The organism is Variovorax sp. LjRoot84, from assembly GCF_964254305.1.
In the GTDB taxonomy this organism is placed as follows: domain Bacteria; phylum Pseudomonadota; class Gammaproteobacteria; order Burkholderiales; family Burkholderiaceae_C; genus Variovorax.
Genome location: NZ_CAXUTE020000001.1, coordinates 3,356,791 through 3,373,500 on the forward strand (window position 1 = coordinate 3,356,791; position 16,710 = coordinate 3,373,500).

16 protein-coding genes are annotated in these 16,710 nt (G+C 64.1%); 9 read left to right on the forward strand and 7 right to left on the reverse strand.

Features of this window, described 5'->3' with window-relative positions:
- Window positions 1–38: 38 nt before the first annotated feature.
- The 5 genes from ACSQ9I_RS16800 (at window position 39) to ACSQ9I_RS16820 (ending at window position 4,470) form a co-directional block, all read left to right on the forward strand.
- Window positions 39–368 (forward strand): carboxymuconolactone decarboxylase family protein, encoded by a 330-nt coding sequence (locus tag ACSQ9I_RS16800; RefSeq protein ID WP_436290133.1) that lies wholly within the window; start codon window positions 39–41, stop codon window positions 366–368.
- Window positions 369–457: 89 nt separating this feature from the next.
- The gene (locus ACSQ9I_RS16805; protein ID WP_436313824.1) at window positions 458–1,486 is read left to right on the forward strand and encodes a Bug family tripartite tricarboxylate transporter substrate binding protein; all 1,029 of its coding nucleotides are present in this window, start codon (window positions 458–460) and stop codon (window positions 1,484–1,486) included.
- A 30-nt stretch (window positions 1,487–1,516) separates the two neighbouring features.
- On the forward strand, window positions 1,517–2,488 hold the full coding sequence (locus tag ACSQ9I_RS16810) for a Bug family tripartite tricarboxylate transporter substrate binding protein (protein ID WP_436313825.1): 972 nt from the start codon (window positions 1,517–1,519) through the stop codon (window positions 2,486–2,488).
- A 6-nt stretch (window positions 2,489–2,494) separates the two neighbouring features.
- Complete coding sequence (locus ACSQ9I_RS16815) at window positions 2,495–3,259, forward strand: SDR family NAD(P)-dependent oxidoreductase (RefSeq protein ID WP_436290130.1); 765 nt, start codon at window positions 2,495–2,497, stop codon at window positions 3,257–3,259.
- Window positions 3,260–3,345: 86 nt separating this feature from the next.
- Window positions 3,346–4,470 (forward strand): alpha/beta hydrolase, encoded by a 1,125-nt coding sequence (locus ACSQ9I_RS16820; RefSeq protein ID WP_436313826.1) that lies wholly within the window; start codon window positions 3,346–3,348, stop codon window positions 4,468–4,470.
- A gap of 43 nt (window positions 4,471–4,513) precedes the next feature.
- Here the strand turns inward: ACSQ9I_RS16820 and ACSQ9I_RS16825 are convergent, their stop codons facing one another.
- Window positions 4,514–5,947 carry an aldehyde dehydrogenase family protein gene (locus tag ACSQ9I_RS16825; protein WP_436313827.1) on the reverse strand — a complete coding sequence of 478 codons (1,434 nt, stop codon included), beginning with the start codon at window positions 5,945–5,947 and terminating at the stop codon, window positions 4,514–4,516.
- Window positions 5,948–6,091: 144 nt separating this feature from the next.
- On the opposite strand from ACSQ9I_RS16825, the gene ACSQ9I_RS16830 reads away from it, so the two are divergent.
- Both ACSQ9I_RS16830 and ACSQ9I_RS16835 read left to right on the forward strand, forming a co-directional pair.
- The gene (locus tag ACSQ9I_RS16830) at window positions 6,092–8,041 is read left to right on the forward strand and encodes an NAD(P)-dependent oxidoreductase (RefSeq protein ID WP_436313828.1); all 1,950 of its coding nucleotides are present in this window, start codon (window positions 6,092–6,094) and stop codon (window positions 8,039–8,041) included.
- A 23-nt stretch (window positions 8,042–8,064) separates the two neighbouring features.
- Entirely contained in the window at window positions 8,065–9,090 is a 1,026-nt protein-coding gene (locus tag ACSQ9I_RS16835; protein ID WP_436313829.1) for an amidohydrolase family protein, read from the forward strand.
- Window positions 9,091–9,114: 24 nt separating this feature from the next.
- Here the strand turns inward: ACSQ9I_RS16835 and ACSQ9I_RS16840 are convergent, their stop codons facing one another.
- Window positions 9,115–9,507 (reverse strand): DUF1330 domain-containing protein, encoded by a 393-nt coding sequence (locus tag ACSQ9I_RS16840; protein ID WP_436290124.1) that lies wholly within the window; start codon window positions 9,505–9,507, stop codon window positions 9,115–9,117.
- A gap of 29 nt (window positions 9,508–9,536) precedes the next feature.
- Entirely contained in the window at window positions 9,537–10,244 is a 708-nt protein-coding gene (locus tag ACSQ9I_RS16845; protein ID WP_436313830.1) for a putative quinol monooxygenase, read from the reverse strand.
- A 148-nt stretch (window positions 10,245–10,392) separates the two neighbouring features.
- Between ACSQ9I_RS16845 and ACSQ9I_RS16850 the strand changes: the two genes are divergently transcribed.
- Entirely contained in the window at window positions 10,393–11,349 is a 957-nt protein-coding gene (locus ACSQ9I_RS16850; RefSeq protein ID WP_436313831.1) for an AraC family transcriptional regulator N-terminal domain-containing protein, read from the forward strand.
- Window positions 11,350–11,400: 51 nt separating this feature from the next.
- Here the strand turns inward: ACSQ9I_RS16850 and ACSQ9I_RS16855 are convergent, their stop codons facing one another.
- Complete coding sequence (locus tag ACSQ9I_RS16855) at window positions 11,401–12,138, reverse strand: SDR family oxidoreductase (RefSeq protein WP_436313832.1); 738 nt, start codon at window positions 12,136–12,138, stop codon at window positions 11,401–11,403.
- Between the two features lie 171 nt (window positions 12,139–12,309).
- Here ACSQ9I_RS16855 and ACSQ9I_RS16860 point away from each other — a divergent pair, with 171 nt between their 5' ends.
- Window positions 12,310–12,738, forward strand: coding sequence for a MarR family winged helix-turn-helix transcriptional regulator (locus tag ACSQ9I_RS16860; RefSeq protein WP_436315766.1), 429 nt, complete (start codon window positions 12,310–12,312; stop codon window positions 12,736–12,738).
- A gap of 31 nt (window positions 12,739–12,769) precedes the next feature.
- Here the strand turns inward: ACSQ9I_RS16860 and paoC are convergent, their stop codons facing one another.
- From paoC to paoA, 3 genes are read right to left on the reverse strand one after another with little or no spacing between them, the layout of a single operon-like run.
- A complete protein-coding gene (gene paoC / locus ACSQ9I_RS16865; protein ID WP_436313833.1) occupies window positions 12,770–14,980 on the reverse strand; it encodes an aldehyde oxidoreductase molybdenum-binding subunit PaoC in 2,211 nt (736 codons plus the stop codon).
- 5 nt (window positions 14,981–14,985) lie between these two features.
- A complete protein-coding gene (locus tag ACSQ9I_RS16870; protein WP_436313834.1) occupies window positions 14,986–15,936 on the reverse strand; it encodes an FAD binding domain-containing protein in 951 nt (316 codons plus the stop codon).
- Complete coding sequence (gene paoA / locus ACSQ9I_RS16875) at window positions 15,933–16,571, reverse strand: aldehyde dehydrogenase iron-sulfur subunit PaoA (protein WP_436313835.1); 639 nt, start codon at window positions 16,569–16,571, stop codon at window positions 15,933–15,935. The genes ACSQ9I_RS16870 and paoA overlap by 4 nt, the downstream gene beginning before the upstream one ends.
- Window positions 16,572–16,710 lie beyond the last annotated feature (139 nt).

A 16,710-nucleotide genomic window follows, 5' to 3' on the forward strand; every position in this document is an offset into this window, starting at 1 on the left:
GCACAGCCGACCAGATCCCTACCCTTTCGAGACATCAAATGACATTGAAACCCACCACCGCCGATGCCGCCCTCGTGTATGAACATGTGCCGCAGCTCGCACGCATCCGCCAACAGGTCCTTCTGGGCGACGTTTGGAAGCAGCCGGAGCTGGCGTACCGCGACCGCATTCTGGTCACCCTGGGCGTGCTGGCCGCTGGCGGCAAGGTCGACGAGATGAAGGTATGGATGGGACGCGGCCTCGAGAACGGCATCACGCTCGACGAACTGCGCGGCCTGATCGTGCAAGTGACCTTCTACGCCGGTTGGCCCGCCGGGCTCGCGGCCGGCAAGGCAGCGCTCGACCTGTTCGAGGCCGCGGCCAAGTAAGCGCTGCGGAAGTTTCCACCGGTCCTACCTACGTGCAGACCAGACCGACACCTTTTCGTAGACCAAACCTTTGCATCCGGAGACAGACAATGAAGATCCAATGCCATGCGATAGTTCCTCGGCTCTTTCGACTCACGGGGGCGATTGTCCGCACCCTTGCCATGGCTTGCGCTGCCGCCCTTGTGGCAGGTGGTGCGCATGCTCAACAGTTCCCGTCACGACCGATCAAGATTCTGATCGGCTATGGCGCCGGCGGCGGGACCGACAGTCTCGCTCGCCTCTACGCGGCCAAGCTTCAGGAAGTCCTCAACACGCCCGTTGTCATCGACAACAAACCAGGTGCCTCCGAACTTCTTGCGGCGCAGCCCGTGATGAATGCCGCGCCGGATGGATACACGTTGTGGATCGGGACCGGCGGAGCGCTTGCGCAGAATCCTGGCGTTCGTCGGGATCTGCCCTACGACGTGCTCAAGAACTTCACGCCGATTGCGCTGCTTGCCGAAGCGGAAGCCGTGCTGATCCTGAAGCCTGGCGTCCCGGTGAGCTCGTTGCCTGAGCTGGTCGACTATGGAAAGGCCAACCCTGGAAAGCTCAATTACGGCTCCGGCGGCATCGGCTCAGGCAACCACCTCCAGATGGAATATCTGATCAGTGTGACGGGCGCGTCCTTTACCCATATTCCCTATAAGAGTGAAGCGGAGATCACGCGCGACGCCATGGCCGGCAATGTGGACTTGTCGATGATCACGGCGCAGTTCGCCGTCCCGCTCGTCACTGAGGGGAAGGTCAAGGCCATCGCGGTCACCGGAGCGCAGCGACTCAAGTCGCTGCCGAACGTTCCCAGCGTTGCCGAAGCAGGCGGCTCGGCACTCAAGTCGATGGGTTCCTACACGTTCTTCGGGTTGATGGGACCGGCACGCATGCCCGCACCGGTCGTGCAGCGACTCAACGAGGCTTTCAACAAGGTCTCGGCCATGCCGGAAGTCGATCAGCGGATGCGCGAGGTGATGTTCCTGCGACCCAAGGTCGCCCCGCCCGAGGAGTATCGACAGTACCTCGAGCGCGAACTCGCCAAATGGCGTGAACTGAGCAAGACCGTGAAGATCGGTACGTCTTGAAACAGCAGCGGCATACCTGGAGTACTAAGCATGAATGATTGGCTTCGAGCCGCGGCTGCAGCTGCATTCGCCATGGTCGCGACGGCACCTGCCCTTGCAGCAGACCCGTTCCCGACCCGTCCTGTCCGCATCGTCGTCGCAACCGCGGCGGGCGGTTGGGGCGACAACACCACGCGCCTCGTGGCACAGAGAATGTCCGAGAAGCTTGGACAGCCGGTCGTCATCGACAACCGCCCAGGCGCCGACAGTCTGGTGGGCATCCGACACGTCAAGTCCGCACCCGCGGATGGCTACACCCTGCTTTCGACCGGCGCCACCATCATGCTTCAGCCGGTGGTAAAGAAGGATCCCGGCTATGACTTGCTGAAGGACTTCACCGGCGTAGGGTCCATGGCACGCTCTCCGGCGATCATGGTGGTTGCGACGGACCGCCGCGAGAAGTCGCTGACGGAATTCGTGACGCAAGCGAAATCCCAACCGGGCAAGCTGAGCTACGGTTCCGCCGGCGTCGGCTCCGCGACCCACATCCCGGTGGAGATGTTCGTCCGGCAGGCGGGAGTACAACTGCTGCATGTGCCGTACAAGGGCAACGGAGCGGCAATGCCGGACTTGATTGCCGGGCGCGTCAGCATGCTGTTCGACGCCTACAGCAGCAGTGTCGGCAACCTCAAGGGCGGTCGGCTGAAAGCTCTTGGCGTGACATCGGGGACTCGCCTGCGGGCGCTGCCGGACGTAGCGACATTCGCCGAGCAGGGCTTGCCGGGCTTCAGCTACTACTACTGGCTCGGCCTCTTCGCTCCCGCCGGCACGCCGCCGGATGTGGTGAATCGCCTTTCGACCGCATTGCGCGACGCGCTCGCGACCGTCGAGTTGAACGAGCGGATGCAGTCGGAAGCGACTGAGCCGATGGTGATGCCGCCGACGGAATTCAATGCCTACATACGGACTGAAGCCACCCGGCTGCACAAATTCGCCACCGATCTGGGCTGGACCAAGGAGTAGTCGAAGATGAGCCGCTTTGATGAAAAGACCATTGTGGTGACTGGTGCCGGCAGCGGCATCGGCGCAGCCTGCGTTCGCCGCCTTCTTGCGGAAGGCGCTTCGGTCGTTGCGGCCGACGTGCGCATGGAGGACGTGGAACAGCTCGCCGCCGAGTTCAACGATGGCGGCCGCATTCTTGCCGCGCGCGTCGACGTGACCGACCGTGACCAGGTCGCCGGGCTGATCGCCAGCGCGGCCGCGCGTTTCGGACAGCTCTACGGCCTCGTCAACAGTGCCGGAATCCGAAGCGTGGGCAACGTACTCGATCTCGAGCCGGACGCCTGGCGCCGGGTGCTGTCGATCAACCTGGATGGCACGTTCAATGTCTGCCAGGCCTTCGCGCGCGCGCTGCGCGACGCAAAGTCGCCAGGCGCAATAGTCAACATCACGTCCGGCGCCGGGATCGTGGGAATCCCCAATCGCCTCGGGTACTCGGCGTCGAAGTTCGGCGTCTCGGGCATCACGAAGTCGATGTCCTTGGAGCTGGCCTCGCTGGGCATTCGCGTAAATGCCGTAGCACCGGGGATGATTCGCACCGCGATGACCTCGTCCATGTTCGAGGATCCGGAGAACGTCAGAAAAATTCGTGCCGCCCACCCGCTCGGCCGTGCGGGCGAACCGGAAGACATCGCCGCAGCGATTTGCTTTCTGCTCTCCGCCGACGCGGCCTTCATCACAGGGGTGGTCCTCCCTGTCGACGGAGGCAACACGGTGGGCATCCCGTCGTTCTAGTGCGGTGCGCCATGCGCGTCGCTCCAAAGATCGAACTGGAGGCAAGAACCGCGAAGGAGACAAGCCCAATGAGGCTCCAGAGAAGCATGCTGCTGTTCGCCGCGGCCACGGCAATCTTGGCCGGCCAGGGTTGCGCAATCGACGTGGTGCGCAGTCCGCAGGTGCCGGTGGCGGCGGTAACCGATCAGAAGGCCGCCCAACAGATTCCCGCCCGCCTGATGCCGGTGCCCGGCACGGTGAGTCCGCAACTGCGCACGATGATCGCAGGCGGGCCTTCGCCGATCTGGAACGCGCATCCGAAGAGCACCGAAGAATGGCGGACCTGGGTGCAGCAGCGCGCCGAAGGGGCTGTCCGTGGCCTGCCGGCTCTGCGGCAGAAGCTCGAAGTGACGGTCGAGCCAAGCGTCATCGCTGGTGTCAAGGTGTTCACCGTCGCGCCGCGGGTGACCTCGCCGGAAAATCTCCGCCGCGTGCTGGTCCATGTTCACGGAGGCGGCTATGTGCTGAACCCGGGCGAGGCCGGCACCAGCGAGGCCATCTTGATGGCGGGTTTCGGCCACTTCAAGGTGGTTTCCATCGACTACCGCATGCCGCCAGACCATCCCTACCCGGCTGCGCTGGACGATGCAATGGCGGTGTACAGAGAGGTCGTGAAATCGACCGACCCGAGCCGCGTGGCGATCTTCGGCACCTCCACAGGTGGCGGCCTGGCGCTGGCGATGGTGCTGCGCGCGAAGCGCGAGGGATTGCCACTGCCCGCCGCCGTGGCCCCCGGAACGCCTTGGTCCGATATGACAAAGACCGGCGATAGCTACTTCACCAACGAGATGGTCGACAACGTGCTGGTCAGCCACGACGGTTGGCTCGGCGACGCTGCCGCGCTGTACGCCAACGGTCATGATCTCAAGGACCCCCTGCTGTCGCCTGTGTACGGCGATCTCGCGGGCTTTCCACCGACCCTCCTGACGACGGGGACGCGCGACCTCTTCCTCAGCAACACGGTGCGCGTCACCGCAAGCTGCGCGATGCCGGGGTCGTGGCAGACCTCGTGGTGTTCGAGGGCATGTCCCATGCGCAGTACATGTTCAACGCCGACGCGCAGGAGACCCGGCAACATTTCGCCGATCTGCGGACCTTCTTCGACCGCCATCTCGCACGGTGACACCGCACGCGCCAGCCGGCCTCACCAAGCCGCGGGACCCGTAGCATGACGTCGTGCGGCGCGAAGAGCCCCCACCTTCGGGGCAAGCACGATCAGGCGCCTGCTGGTTCGTCGAAGCCGATCATCGATTTGACTTCCAGGTACTCCTCCAGACCGAATACGCCCATCTCGCGCCCGTTGCCGGACTGCTTGTACCCGCCCATCGGAGCCACGTAGTTGCTGGGCGCGCCGTTAAAGAAGATGCGGCCGGCGCGCAGCTGCGCTCCCATGTCATAGGCCTTGCGGCGGTCGGACGAGAAGACGTACCCGCCAAGGCCGTACGGTGTGCCGTTGGCGATCTCGATGGCTTGGGCCTCGGTGGCATAGGGAATCACCGCGAGGACGGGGCCGAAGATTTCCTCCCTGGCAACTGTCATGCTCGGGTTCACATTTGAGAAGATGGTCGGTTTGATGAAGAAGCCGGCATCCAGTCCTTCGGGTCGCCCCGGTCCGCCGCAAACCAAATCGGCGCCCTCGGCGACGCCGATCTGAATATAGGTCTGGATGCGTTCGAACTGGGCCTTGTTGACCACCGGCCCCAGCGTCGTGGCTGGATCTTGGGGGTCACCGACGCGTATCTTGCCGGCCTCCTCCACCAGGAGCGCATTCAATTCTTCAAGCTGCTGCTCGTGCACCAGGATACGTGTCGGCGAATGGCAGGACTGCCCGCTGTTGGAAAACCCCCGTGCGATATTCCATCGTGCGGCGGCCGCGAGGTCGGCGTCGGGAAGGATGATGTTGGCGGACTTGCCACCCAGCTCCTGGCACACACGCTTCACGGTGGCTGCTGCTGCTTCCGCGACGAGAACGCCAGCTCGTGTAGATCCAGTGAAGGACACCAGGTCGATGTCGGCGTGCCGGCTGATCGCGTTGCCCACCGTCGGGCCATCGCCATTGATGAGATTGAAGACCCCAGGTGGCACCCCGGCCGCATGCATGACTTCTGCGAGACCCAAGGCGCTCAGTGGCGTGAATTCGCTGGGCTTCCACACCACGGTGCACCCCGCCGCCAGTGCGGCGGCGAGCTTCGTGCAGATCAGCTGGACCGGCCAGTTCCATGCAGTGATCAGACCGCAGACACCGATCGGCTCGCGCCGGACGAGGTTGGTACCGAGACGAGTCTCGAACTCGTACTCGCGAAGGGTGACGATGGCTTGGCGGAAGGCTTCGATCCCCGTGCGCGTGTGCGCCTTCATGCCGCGGGGAGCGCCCATCTCGAGGGAGACGGCGGCCATGATGTCGTCCTCGCGCGCCTCGAATTCCATGACCACGCGCTCCAGCAACGCGATGCGCTCGGCCTTGGTCGTGTTGCTGAACGATGCGAACGCCTTGCGCGCTGCACCGACTGCACGATCGACATCGTCAGAGCTTCCGAGGCTCACGGTCGCATGGGGAGCCTCGGTCGCGGGATTGACAAGCGTGAAGCGAGCGGCGCCTGGTGCCTCCACCCATTGCCCGTCCAAGTAGAACATTCCGTAGTGATTCATGCATTACCTCTGATGTCTGTGTGTGAGCCGATGCCAACTGGTGTGCCGGCTGCAACACTCATGCCACGCGCGCCCGGTGCCGATCAGACCCGAAGCGCCGCTACGGAGGACATCAATGTCCTTGTGCAGGACACACATGTCCGCGTGGACGAGGTGCAGCTAGGTACTGACGCCGGTACGCAATTTGCGTTTGCTCCATCGCAAGGCCCGCGGAAGACCCGGACCTGCTTCAATCATCGAAATGGAAATGCAATGACAGCCGTGCATGTGGGATACATCGGACTTGGCGCCATGGGGGGCGCGCTCGCGCGCAGGTTGATCGGTACCTGTCGATTGCATGTGTGGGACCTCAACCCTCAGACTGCGAGCAGGTTCGAAGCCGCCGGAGCTGTGGTGGCGCCGACCGCCGCAGAAGTCGCGAGGCAGTGCAAGATCGTCCTGCTGTGCCTGCCCCGGAGTTCGGACGTCCATCACCTGATGTTTGGCCCCGAGGGAATGGCAGAAGCACTTGCGCCGGGATCCATCGTGATCGATCAGACGAGTGGCGTGCCCGAGGAGACGCGCGCCATTGCACGCGAGTTGGCTTTGCGGGGTGTTGTCATGCTGGACGCTCCGGTGGCCGGCGGCGTTGCCGCTGCAGAAGAAGGCAGGATCACGATGATGGTGTCGGGTCCCGACTCGGCCTTCCAGCAGGTCGCGCACGTCCTGAACGCCATCAGCCCGACAGTCGTGCGCTGCGGCGAGCGCCTGGGCGATGGACAGGCCATCAAGATGCTCAACAATGCGATGAACGCCGCATGCCGCCTCGCAACGCTCGAGGTCGTCGCCATGGGAAGGAAGCAAGGCCTCTCGCTGGCCGCGATGACGGAGGCCATCAACCAGAGCACAGGACGCAGCCGGATCTCCCAGGTCGCGCTCCCGGCACTTCTCGCAGGCAAGCCTTCGAGCGATTTCGCGCTTCCACTCATGGTCAAGGACGTCGACCAAGCCATCCACCTGTCGATGAAAGCTGGAGCGCCAATCCCGATCGCCGGCGTCGCCCGGGCTCTGCTCCAGATCGGCGTCAACACCGTGGGGCCGAAGGCCCGCCTCGAAGACATGATCGGCCTCATCGAATCGATGGCAGCGACGCGGCTGAGAGATGACGTCGATCAAGTCGAGGTGCCTGACACCGCCGACGCGTCGGCCCAGCACCCCGTCATCGGCTATGTGGGCCTCGGTGCCATGGGCGGCGCCATTGCGCGGCGGCTCCTCGACAGCTCGTGCGAGGTTCACATCCACGACGTTCGCGCGGACGCTGTGCGGGACCTTGAAGCGGCTGGCGCCGTCGTCGCTCCCGACCTGCCTTCGCTGGCACGCGCCTGCGACGTGATCATGATCTGCGTGCCCACCTCCGCCGTCGTGCGGGAGGTGCTATTCGGCCGTGGTGGCCTCGGCGAAGGATTGTCAAAGGGCAAGATCGTGGTTGACCAGACCACCGGCGATCCGGCAGCCACCCGGGCCATGGCCGCTGAACTGGAGGCCCTGGGGGTCGCGATGATCGACGCACCCGTCTCGGGAGGACCGAAGGGCGCCGCGGAAGGAAAGATCGTCACCTTCTGCGGTGGACAGCAACAGGCCTTCGCCCGGGTGCGTGCGATCCTGCAGCGCACCGGCCCGACGGTCGTGTACTTCGGCCCCAGTGGAAGCGGCAACGTGGCAAAGCTGATCAAGAACACCCTGGGGGCGTGCAACCGCCTGATCGCCTACGAAACCGTTGCGCTCGGCGTCAAGATCGGCCTGAAGCTCGGCGACATGGAACGGGTCATCAACAAGAGCTCGGGATGGACGCAGGCCTTCGAACGCATCATGCCCGCCCTCGCCTCCGGCGGCCAGACGGCCCAGCTGCGGCTGGAGCTGATGGTGAAGGATCTGGACCTCGCCTGCCGACTCGGCATGGAGGCCGGCGCTCCGATGCTCATCGCGCACACCGTACGCAGCACGGTCGAGGCCGGCGCCAACGAGCTTGGAGGCGATGCCAACCTCGACGAACTCTCGCGGCTGTACGAAGCGAGAGCCGGCATCCGATTCGCAGATGCCGCGACCAAGAACTGAGCCGCCCGTACCGAGCCACTGTCATGACAAACCTGCACCCCTACCCTCAGCTTCACGCCGGTCGCGATGAGCCGATCCTGGACCCCGAGCTTGCGATCATCGACTCCGCGCATCATCTGTTCGACCGTCCTGCGCTACGCTATATGTTCGAGGACTACCTGGCGGACGTCCGCGCGGGCCATCGAATCGTGGCGTCCATCTTTGTCGAAACGCTCGCTTTCAGCCGACCCGACGGACCGGAGCTGCTCCGGCCGCTGGGCGAGGTTGAGTTTGCGAACGGCATCGGCGCAATGAGTGCCAGTGGTGCATACGGCGACTGCCGCATCTGTGCAGGAATCATCGGCCAAGCCGACCTCCGGTTTGGCGAGCAGGTCGGCGAACTCCTCGACCAGGCGCTCGCACGCGCACCCGAGCGCTTTCGCGGCGTGCGGCAGATCACCATCGAGGATGAGAGCGACGCGCCGTTCCGCTATGTCACGAACAGGCCGGCGCGCGGGATCATGAAGCATCCGAAGTTCCACGCGGGGTTCCGCGAAGTGGTCGCCCGCGGGCTGACCTTCGACGCCGCCGTGTTCCACCATCAGCTCGATGAAGTGGCGCAGCTCGCCGATGCATTCCCCGATGGCAGCATCGTGCTCAATCATATCGGCCAGGCCATGGCCATGGACCTGGATGCCCGAGGACGCGCGGACGTGTTCGAGAAGCTGTGCGCCTCCCTGCGAGAGCTTGGTCGCCGGCCAAACATCACCTGCAAGATCGGCGGGCTCGGGTTGCCGTTCTGGGGCTTCGGCTTCGAGAAGCGGGCCGATCCGGTCGGGTATCTCGAGCTCGCCGCCGCATGGAAGCCCTACGTCGAGGCCGCGATTGAAGCCTTTGGCCCCGAGCGATGCATGATGGAGAGCAACTATCCGCCCGATGGCCGTGCAGCCGGATTCGTCCCCTTGTGGAATGCGCTCAAGCACATAGTCCGCGACGCGTCCGCGGACGAGAAGTCAGCGCTTTTCCGTCGCACCGCAGCACGGGTGTATCGCCTGTCTGTGCAGGATTGAAGCTCCGACCGTCCGAGCGCGCCTCTAGTTGGCAAAGCCTTCCATGATGAAGACCCGTGACTTCGCCGATCTGTGCCGGATCGGCATCAGTTCCCGGTACCTGGGCGAGTCGTACCAGGCCTGAGCCTGTTCCATGCTCGGAAACGCGATCATGATGAGACGCTTGGTGGGCTCGCCTTCCAGCGAGGCGACCTTGCCGCCGCGCACGACGTAGCGTCCGCCGAACGGCGCGAAGGTCGATTCGACTGCTGCGCCGTAGGGCTTGATGCCTTCCGGATCGGTGAGCTCGAATTCGGAGATGTAGTAGGCAGGTGGCTTGGTTCCGGGAACCGGCTGAGCGTGCAGGGCCTTTGCAGGCAAGCCGCCGATGAAGGCGGCGGTCGACAGCACGAACAGCAGAGATCGTTTCGACTTCATGAAAGTTTTCCTTGGCGTGACAGCGCGCCTCACCGTGCCTTCGCGCTCGCGGCGATGGGTTCGGCCTCGAAAAGCCTGCGCGCCGTGATCATCGATTTGGTGAGGTCCACATATTTCTTGAAATGCGGCGATTCGATGTGCTGGCGGTAGGCGTTCTCGTCCGCATAGATCTCGAAGAACCGAAGATGCGACAGGTTGTCCTTCAAGGCTACCGAATAGATGGCCAGCACGCCGGGTTCGACGCGGATCGACGCTTCGATCTCCTCCGTTACGGCCGCCCTGTAAGCTTCGAGCTGTGCCGGGTCGATCTCCAGTTCGGCGATACGCACAAGTGCTGTGGCGGGCAACTGCGGCTTCGAACCGAGCAGGATGGGCACGGTGTCGTACAGCTTGCGGGCCGTCATCATCTTTTCCGTGGTGGCGCGAAACCGCTGGAAATGCGGTGTCTGCAGATGGGCTCGATATGCGCCTGCATCCTTGTACACCTCGAACACACGGATGCGCGTCCGGTTGCCTTTTTCAGCCGCCGCATGGAAGGCCAGCACACCCGGTTCCAATCGGCGGGTCGCCTCCGCATTCTCACTAGCCGCTGCCTTGAATCTTTCCAGCTGCGCCGGATCGATTTCCAGATCCGCCCAGCGCACGACGGGGGCCTGCGCTTCCTGAGCGACGGCGGATAGACAAAGGCACAGCGTTGCCGCCGATGCGACCAACATCAAGAGTTGCCTGGTGTTCATGGGCTTTCACGCCTCCGAAATCGATGCGCCCATTGTCGACGCCGCCACTCGTTTCGCACTAGACCAATTGCCTCGTGTTCTTGCCTATTCGTCCTGAAGACGCGACGGTCGGGCACTACGGCCGGGTTCCTTCGCTACCATGCGTCGAATGAACAAGCGGAAGCAAACAAGTCGCTCCGAAGAGGCCGAACGGTTCGAGGCCGTGCGGTCGTCGCTGGCTGGGCGCATCGCCCGGTGGACCGCCGGCGTCGAGCAGTTCGCCACTGGCAGCTCAGGCCTTACCCTCTACCGGCATGACGCGCCGACGGAGGCCATGAGCTGCATGCTCGAGCCGGCCATTGCACTCACCATTCAAGGCGCCAAACGTGCGCTGCTCGGCGACGATGTGTTTGCATACAACAGGCACAGGTTCCTGATTACGTCGCTCGACCTTCCGGTCGTATTGCGAACAGTCGAAGCCAGTCGCGAGGCCCCTTACCTGAGTCTGGTGCTGAGGTTGGACGAGCGTGCAATCGCAGAACTGATGTTGCAAACCGAGCTGCCTCGACAAACGCGCGAGCGACCCCTTGGCCGGGGCATCAGCCTGGGAAAGACCACGACGGCGTTGCTCGAAGTGTTCGACCGCCTGGTAAAGCTGCTCGACGAACCCGCGGCCGTCCCCGTTCTGGCACCGCTCATCCGAAAGGAAATCTTCTATCGGCTTCTGGTCAGCGATCAAGGCGCGCTGCTGCGCCAACTCGCCTCGGCCGGCAGTCAGAGCCGTAGGGTCGCACGGGCCATCGACTGGCTGAAATCAAACTTCGCAGTGCCGCTGCACATCGAGGAACTCGCTGCACTCTCGCAGATGAGCACCTCCCGCCTTCACCACCACTTCCGCCAACTCACCTCGATGAGCCCGCTGCAATTCCAGAAGTTGCTGCGCCTGAACGAAGCGCGCCGGCTCATGCTCACAGAGCAGCTGGACGCATCCGCCGCTGCCTTCCAGGTCGGCTACCTCAGTCCGTCGCAGTTCAGTCGCGAATACAGCCGGCAGTTTGGTGCGCCGCCGCGCCGCGACATGGAGCGCTTGTTGGATCTGTACCGTTCAGACGCCGAGGTTCACTGAGCCAAGTTCATAGGAGCCGAATCGCACCGACACGGAAGTGGCTGGATGAGCTCAACCCCCATTCATACGCTGGAACAGCGACTCGCCGCGCTGGCGGGTGTTGATCGACAGGCCGACCATCACTTCATCGCGATCTTCGTCGAGGAGCGCCAACGCTTCACTCGCAAAAGCGTCCGGGCTCATCATCCCGGCGTTCTTTGTACCGTCGCTGCGAGTGTCACCACCCAGGCCCGTGTCGACGATTGGAGGCACCATTTCCACGACCTTGACCGCGGTGTGGCGAAGTTGATGCCGCAAACTGAGAGTAAACGAGTGCAGCGCAGCCTTGGTTGCGCAGTACACAGGAACGTCGGCCATTGGCGCGAAGGCCAATCCCGACGTGACGTTGACGATGACAGCCCGCTGTTGTCGACGCAGCAGCGGCAGCAGCTCACCGATAAGCTGCACCGGCGCAGTGAAGTTGATCGCGACCTCCTGTTCCAGGTCGTCCAACGCATGATCCCCGGTGAAGCTGCGGCGAGATTGGACCCCGGCATTGTTGAAAACGACGCTGAGGTCCGGGTGTTCGGCAGCAATCCAGTCGACCAGCTCCCTTCGACTCCCGGCGTTCGTGACATCGCAGATTCGCGTGATCAGCGCCGGCTCGATCACTTGAGCGCGAGTCAGCGCCTCAGCCCCTCGGCCACAGACGATGACGCGATTGCCGTATTGAAGAAGTCGTCGCGCAAGCGCTAATCCGATGCCGCTGGAGCCTCCGGTAATGAGGATAGTGCTATTGCTCAATGTCATGCGCTGGTCCTTTGAAACGGGCACGCTTGGCCCCTCGCCGTTGATGGCTGCTTGCTGTCATTCTGGTAGGATCAAATGATGCCAATATGACATCATGTTGTCAACAAAGCTTTATAGAGACATATGACAAGAACAAGGCGAAGCCCTTCCGGTGAAGCGATGGGCAGCTTGATGCTCGAACTGTTCAGACTCAACAGCCGTCTGCTGACAGCCGGCGATCGGCTTGTCGCGCCGCTCGGACTGACAAGCGCCCGCTGGCAGATTCTCGGCACCATCTTCAAGGGCGAGCACCCGCAGCCCGTGGCGTGGCTCGCTCGCAATCTGGGCGCCAATCGGCAAAACGTGCAGCGGATCGTCAACGACCTCGAGAAGGAAGGACTTGTCGCATTCGAGACCAACCCTCACCACCGGCGAGCGCAACTTGTGGTTCTGACTGACGGGGGAAGACAGGCCTATGCTGCCGCCATGGCTTTGCAAGCTCCTTGGATCAACAGCCTCTCGGACGGGATTGCGCTGGATGACATCAAGACGATGCAAAAGATCATGGCGTCATTGCGGCAGAAGCTGGAGCAAGACATGGAGGATGACGAGCAAAGCTGACCGTCGCGACCATGTCACGGCGACGAGCCACTCAGGCTTGGCCCGGCAACCGGTCCAGGAACTTGTCCAGCGTGATCGGATAGTCGCGCACTCGTACCCCGGTCGCGTTGTAGACCGCGTTGGCGATGGCTGCTGCCACGCCGCACAGGCCCAGTTCGCCGACACCCTTGGCTTTCATGGGGGACATCGTGTTGTCCACCTCGTCGAGAAAGATCACCTCCTGCTGCGGAATATCCGCGTGGACGGGCACCTCGTAGCCCGCAAGGTCGTGGTTGATGAAGCAGCCCGCACGCGCGTCCACCACCAGTTCTTCCATCAACGCCGCACCCGCGCCCATCACCATCGCACCGATTACCTGGCTGCGGGCCGTTTTGGGGTTCAATATGCGGCCCGCGGCACACACGGCAAGCATGCGCCGAAGGCGGATCTCGCCGGTGAACGCGTTAACGCCCAGTTCCACGAAGTGCGCGCCGAAGGTCTGATGCGCGTATTGCTTGGACAGGTCCCCGTAAGTCATCTCGTCCTGCGCCGCGAGTTCGCCCTGCGCGGCAGCCTCCTTCAGCGGCACACGGCGTTCGCCGGACTGCACGTGCCCGTCCGTGAAATCGATGTCGGTGGCAACGAAGCCGAGTTTCTGCGCCACGGTCTCGCGCAGCTTCACGCACGCGGCGTACACACCGGAAGTCGCCGACGCAGCGCCCCACTGGCCGCCGGACCCAGGCGACTCCGGAAGGCGGCTGTCGCCAAGCCGCACGACGACCTGATCGAGGGCGACGCCCATCATCTCGGCCGCGGTCTGCGCGATGATGGTGTAGCTACCCGTACCGAGGTCCGTCATGTCGGTTTCCACGGTGATGACGCCATGGCGGTCCAGCCGCACCCGTGCAGCGGATTTGGCGATCGGCGCACCACGGATCGCGGCCGCGGTGCCCATGCCGAGCAGCCAGTGCCCGTCGCGCACCATGCCTGGCCTGGGCTGGCGCCGACTCCAACCGAAGCGCTCGGCGCCGATGCGCAGGCATTCCACCAGTTGCCGCTTGGAGAACGGCCGTTGGGGCTCCTCGGGCGCAAACTGCGTATCGTTGAGAACGCGGAACTCGACAGGGTCGATGCCCAGTTTCTCGGCCATCTCGTCCATTGCGATCTCCAGCGTCATCATGCCGGGAGCCTCGCCAGGCGCGCGCATGGCATTGCCCTCTGCGAGGTCGAGCACGGCGAGGCGCAGGCGGGTCATGCGGTTGGCGCCTGCATAGAGCCAGCGTGTCGAGGCCGTAGCGGCCTCCGTGCGGCCGCCACGCAGGTTGCCGGACCAGCTCTCGTGCCCGATCGCGGTGATCTTGCCGTCACGCGCGGCGCCGATGCGAATGCGCTGAATCGTGGCCGGCCGGTGTGTCGTGCTGTTGAACATCAGCGGTCGCGTCAATGCGACCTTTACCGGGCGTCCCACGGCGCGCGCGGCCAGGGCCGCGGCCACGGTATCGGCCAGCACGGTGCCCTTGCCGCCAAAACCACCCCCTATGTAGGGCGCGAGCAATCGGATGTTCTCCTTGGAGATTCCCAGGATCAAGCCCAGATCGCGCGCGCCCCAGTTGAGCTGCTGGATCGGACACCAAACGGTCAGCTGGTCGCCTCGCCACACGGCGATGCTGGCGTGCGGCTCCATCATCGCGTGTGACTGGCCGGGCGTGGTGTAGGTTTGGTCCAGCGTGACAGGTGCGGCAGCGAAGGCGCCCTCGAAGTCGCCGATGGCGCTTTGGGGCGGTGGCCCGAATGCAGCAGGCCCGGGAGTGACGGCGAGGTCCTTGGCCGCAGCCAGCTCGAAGGCGCCTTGCTCGCGTACGTAGCGTACGTCCAGCAGCGATGCGGCGGCACGCGCCTGCTCGAAGGTTTCGGCGACTACCACGGCGACGGCCTGCCCGTAGTGGTCGACAGCCGGGCCAGCCAGCGCACGGTCGACGTAGAACGCCCCGACGCCGAGCTTTCCCGCGTTGCGGGCGGTCACGATGGCGAGAACCCCTGGCGCTGCCCGGGCGCGCGACTCGTCGATGCTGGAGATCCGACCCTTCCCGATGGCCGCGCCCAGCACGAAGCCGTACGCAGGCTTGCCGCCGATGTCGCGATGCTCGTAGGCGTAGGTCGCGGTGCCGGTGGTCTTGAGCGAACCGTCGATACGGTTCACGGGTTGGCCCACCACCTTGAGGCGGTCGATCGGATTGCTGCCCGCAGGCGTGTCGAAATGCATGGGTCTTATCCTCTTGGCTGCGCCAGCACGGCGGCGATCGTGCGCGTGGCCAGCGGCAGTTTGAATGCGTTTTCCTCGGTCGGCCTGGCGCCGGCCAGCAACTGTTCGGCCACTGCCCGTGCACCGCGTGGCAATGCGGCATCGGCCGCTTCGGCGCGCCAGGGCCTGGGCGCTACGCCACCCAATGCCACGCGGCCCCTTCCATCCGGTTGAACGATCGCCGCCACTGCCACCAGCGCGAACGCATAGGAGGCGCGGTCGCGCACCTTGTGATAGATCTGCGTGCCGCCGACCGGCTTGGGCAACGTCACCGCCGTGATCAGCTCGGCAGGCTCCAACACGGTTTCCACATGCGGCGTGTTCTCCGGCAGGCGATGCAAGTCGGCTATCGGGATGGTGCGGGTCCGCCCATCGGGCCGCACCGTGTTCACCTCTGCATCGAGCAATCGCATCGCGACCGCCATGTCGCTCGGATGTGTGGCGATACACGCCTCGCTGACCCCGAGGAGGCCCAAGGATCGGCTGGAACCGCCGATGGCCGAACACCCGCTGCCCGGCATGCGCTTGTTGCAGGGCTGGTTGGTGTCATAGAAATACGGACAACGGGTACGCTGCAGCAGATTGCCGGCCGTCGTGGCCCGGTTGCGAAGCTGCCCGGAGGCGCCGGCCAGCAAGGCACGCGACAGCACGCCATAGTCCTTGCGTACGCGCGAGTCGGCGGCCAGGTCGGTGTTGCGAACCAAGGCGCCGATGCGCAGACCACCCTCGGGCGTAGGCTCGATCTTGTCTAGTGCGAGGCCGTTGACATCGATGAGGTGCGCGGGCGTCTCGACCTGCAGCTTCATCAGGTCCAGCAGATTGGTGCCGCCCGCGATGAATCGGCTCTCCGGATGCCGGGCGGCCAGTGTGGCTGCCTCGACCGCGGTGCTCGCGCGCTGGTAGCTGAAGAGCTTCATGCGGCTCCTCCGACTTCTGTGATGGCGTCAAGGATGTTGGCGTAGGCGCCACAGCGGCAGATGTTTCCGCTCATGCGCTCGCGCAACTCTTGCGCGCTCAGCAACGGTGCCGATGTCAGGTCGGCTGTCGCGTGACTGGGGATGCCCTGCTTGATCTCGTCCAGGACGGCAACCGCCGAACAGATCTGCCCCGGCGTACAGTAGCCGCACTGGTAGCCGTCATGCTTCACGAACGCCGCCTGCATGGGGTGCAGTCGTCGCGGCGTTCCAAGCCCCTCCACCGTCGTAACGCTCGAGCCTTGGTGCATAACGGCCAGCGTCAGGCAGGAATTTAGCCGACGGCCGTCCACGATGACCGTGCATGCGCCGCACTGACCGTGGTCGCAACCCTTCTTCGTGCCGCTTAGCGCAAGGTGCTCGCGCAGCATGTCGAGCAATGTGGTGCGCGGATCCAACTGAAGGTCGCGGAGTTCGCCGTTCACGCGCAATTGCACGCTGTGCAGAGCGGTGGACTGCATGTCGAGGGCGGGCTCCGGCGTGGTGGGCTGGGCTGCTATTTGCGTCGACACTGTGGCCCCGACGCCTACGAGGAGGAGGTCGCGGCGATTGATCGGGATTTCGTGGGGTGCGGCCATGTTGGCTCCTGTCATTTGGGAATCTCGATGCGCACCGAACTCCGCTTTCGGAGCGCAGTCCGGGGACAAGCGCATCGATATGGATGGACGGCGTGATCCTTGGCCGGAATGCCGAGAAGCCCATTCGTCAAGCGTCATC

What these genes read in the sequence shown, in the direction of transcription:
- paoA (WP_436313835.1), bottom strand. Translation starts at nt 16,571, where the DNA reads ATGGCCGCACCCCACGAAATCCCGATCAATCGCCGCGACCTCCTCCTC.
- ACSQ9I_RS16870 (WP_436313834.1), bottom strand. Translation starts at nt 15,936, where the DNA reads ATGAAGCTCTTCAGCTACCAGCGCGCGAGCACCGCGGTCGAGGCAGCC.
- ACSQ9I_RS16800 (WP_436290133.1), top strand. Translation starts at nt 39, where the DNA reads ATGACATTGAAACCCACCACCGCCGATGCCGCCCTCGTGTATGAACAT.
- ACSQ9I_RS16845 (WP_436313830.1), bottom strand. Translation starts at nt 10,244, where the DNA reads ATGAACACCAGGCAACTCTTGATGTTGGTCGCATCGGCGGCAACGCTG.
- ACSQ9I_RS16835 (WP_436313829.1), top strand. Translation starts at nt 8,065, where the DNA reads ATGACAAACCTGCACCCCTACCCTCAGCTTCACGCCGGTCGCGATGAG.
- ACSQ9I_RS16840 (WP_436290124.1), bottom strand. Translation starts at nt 9,507, where the DNA reads ATGAAGTCGAAACGATCTCTGCTGTTCGTGCTGTCGACCGCCGCCTTC.
- ACSQ9I_RS16860 (WP_436315766.1), top strand. Translation starts at nt 12,310, where the DNA reads ATGCTCGAACTGTTCAGACTCAACAGCCGTCTGCTGACAGCCGGCGAT.
- ACSQ9I_RS16820 (WP_436313826.1), top strand. Translation starts at nt 3,346, where the DNA reads ATGCTGCTGTTCGCCGCGGCCACGGCAATCTTGGCCGGCCAGGGTTGC.
- ACSQ9I_RS16855 (WP_436313832.1), bottom strand. Translation starts at nt 12,138, where the DNA reads ATGACATTGAGCAATAGCACTATCCTCATTACCGGAGGCTCCAGCGGC.
- ACSQ9I_RS16850 (WP_436313831.1), top strand. Translation starts at nt 10,393, where the DNA reads ATGAACAAGCGGAAGCAAACAAGTCGCTCCGAAGAGGCCGAACGGTTC.
- ACSQ9I_RS16825 (WP_436313827.1), bottom strand. Translation starts at nt 5,947, where the DNA reads ATGAATCACTACGGAATGTTCTACTTGGACGGGCAATGGGTGGAGGCA.
- ACSQ9I_RS16815 (WP_436290130.1), top strand. Translation starts at nt 2,495, where the DNA reads ATGAGCCGCTTTGATGAAAAGACCATTGTGGTGACTGGTGCCGGCAGC.
- paoC (WP_436313833.1), bottom strand. Translation starts at nt 14,980, where the DNA reads ATGCATTTCGACACGCCTGCGGGCAGCAATCCGATCGACCGCCTCAAG.
- ACSQ9I_RS16810 (WP_436313825.1), top strand. Translation starts at nt 1,517, where the DNA reads ATGAATGATTGGCTTCGAGCCGCGGCTGCAGCTGCATTCGCCATGGTC.
- ACSQ9I_RS16805 (WP_436313824.1), top strand. Translation starts at nt 458, where the DNA reads ATGAAGATCCAATGCCATGCGATAGTTCCTCGGCTCTTTCGACTCACG.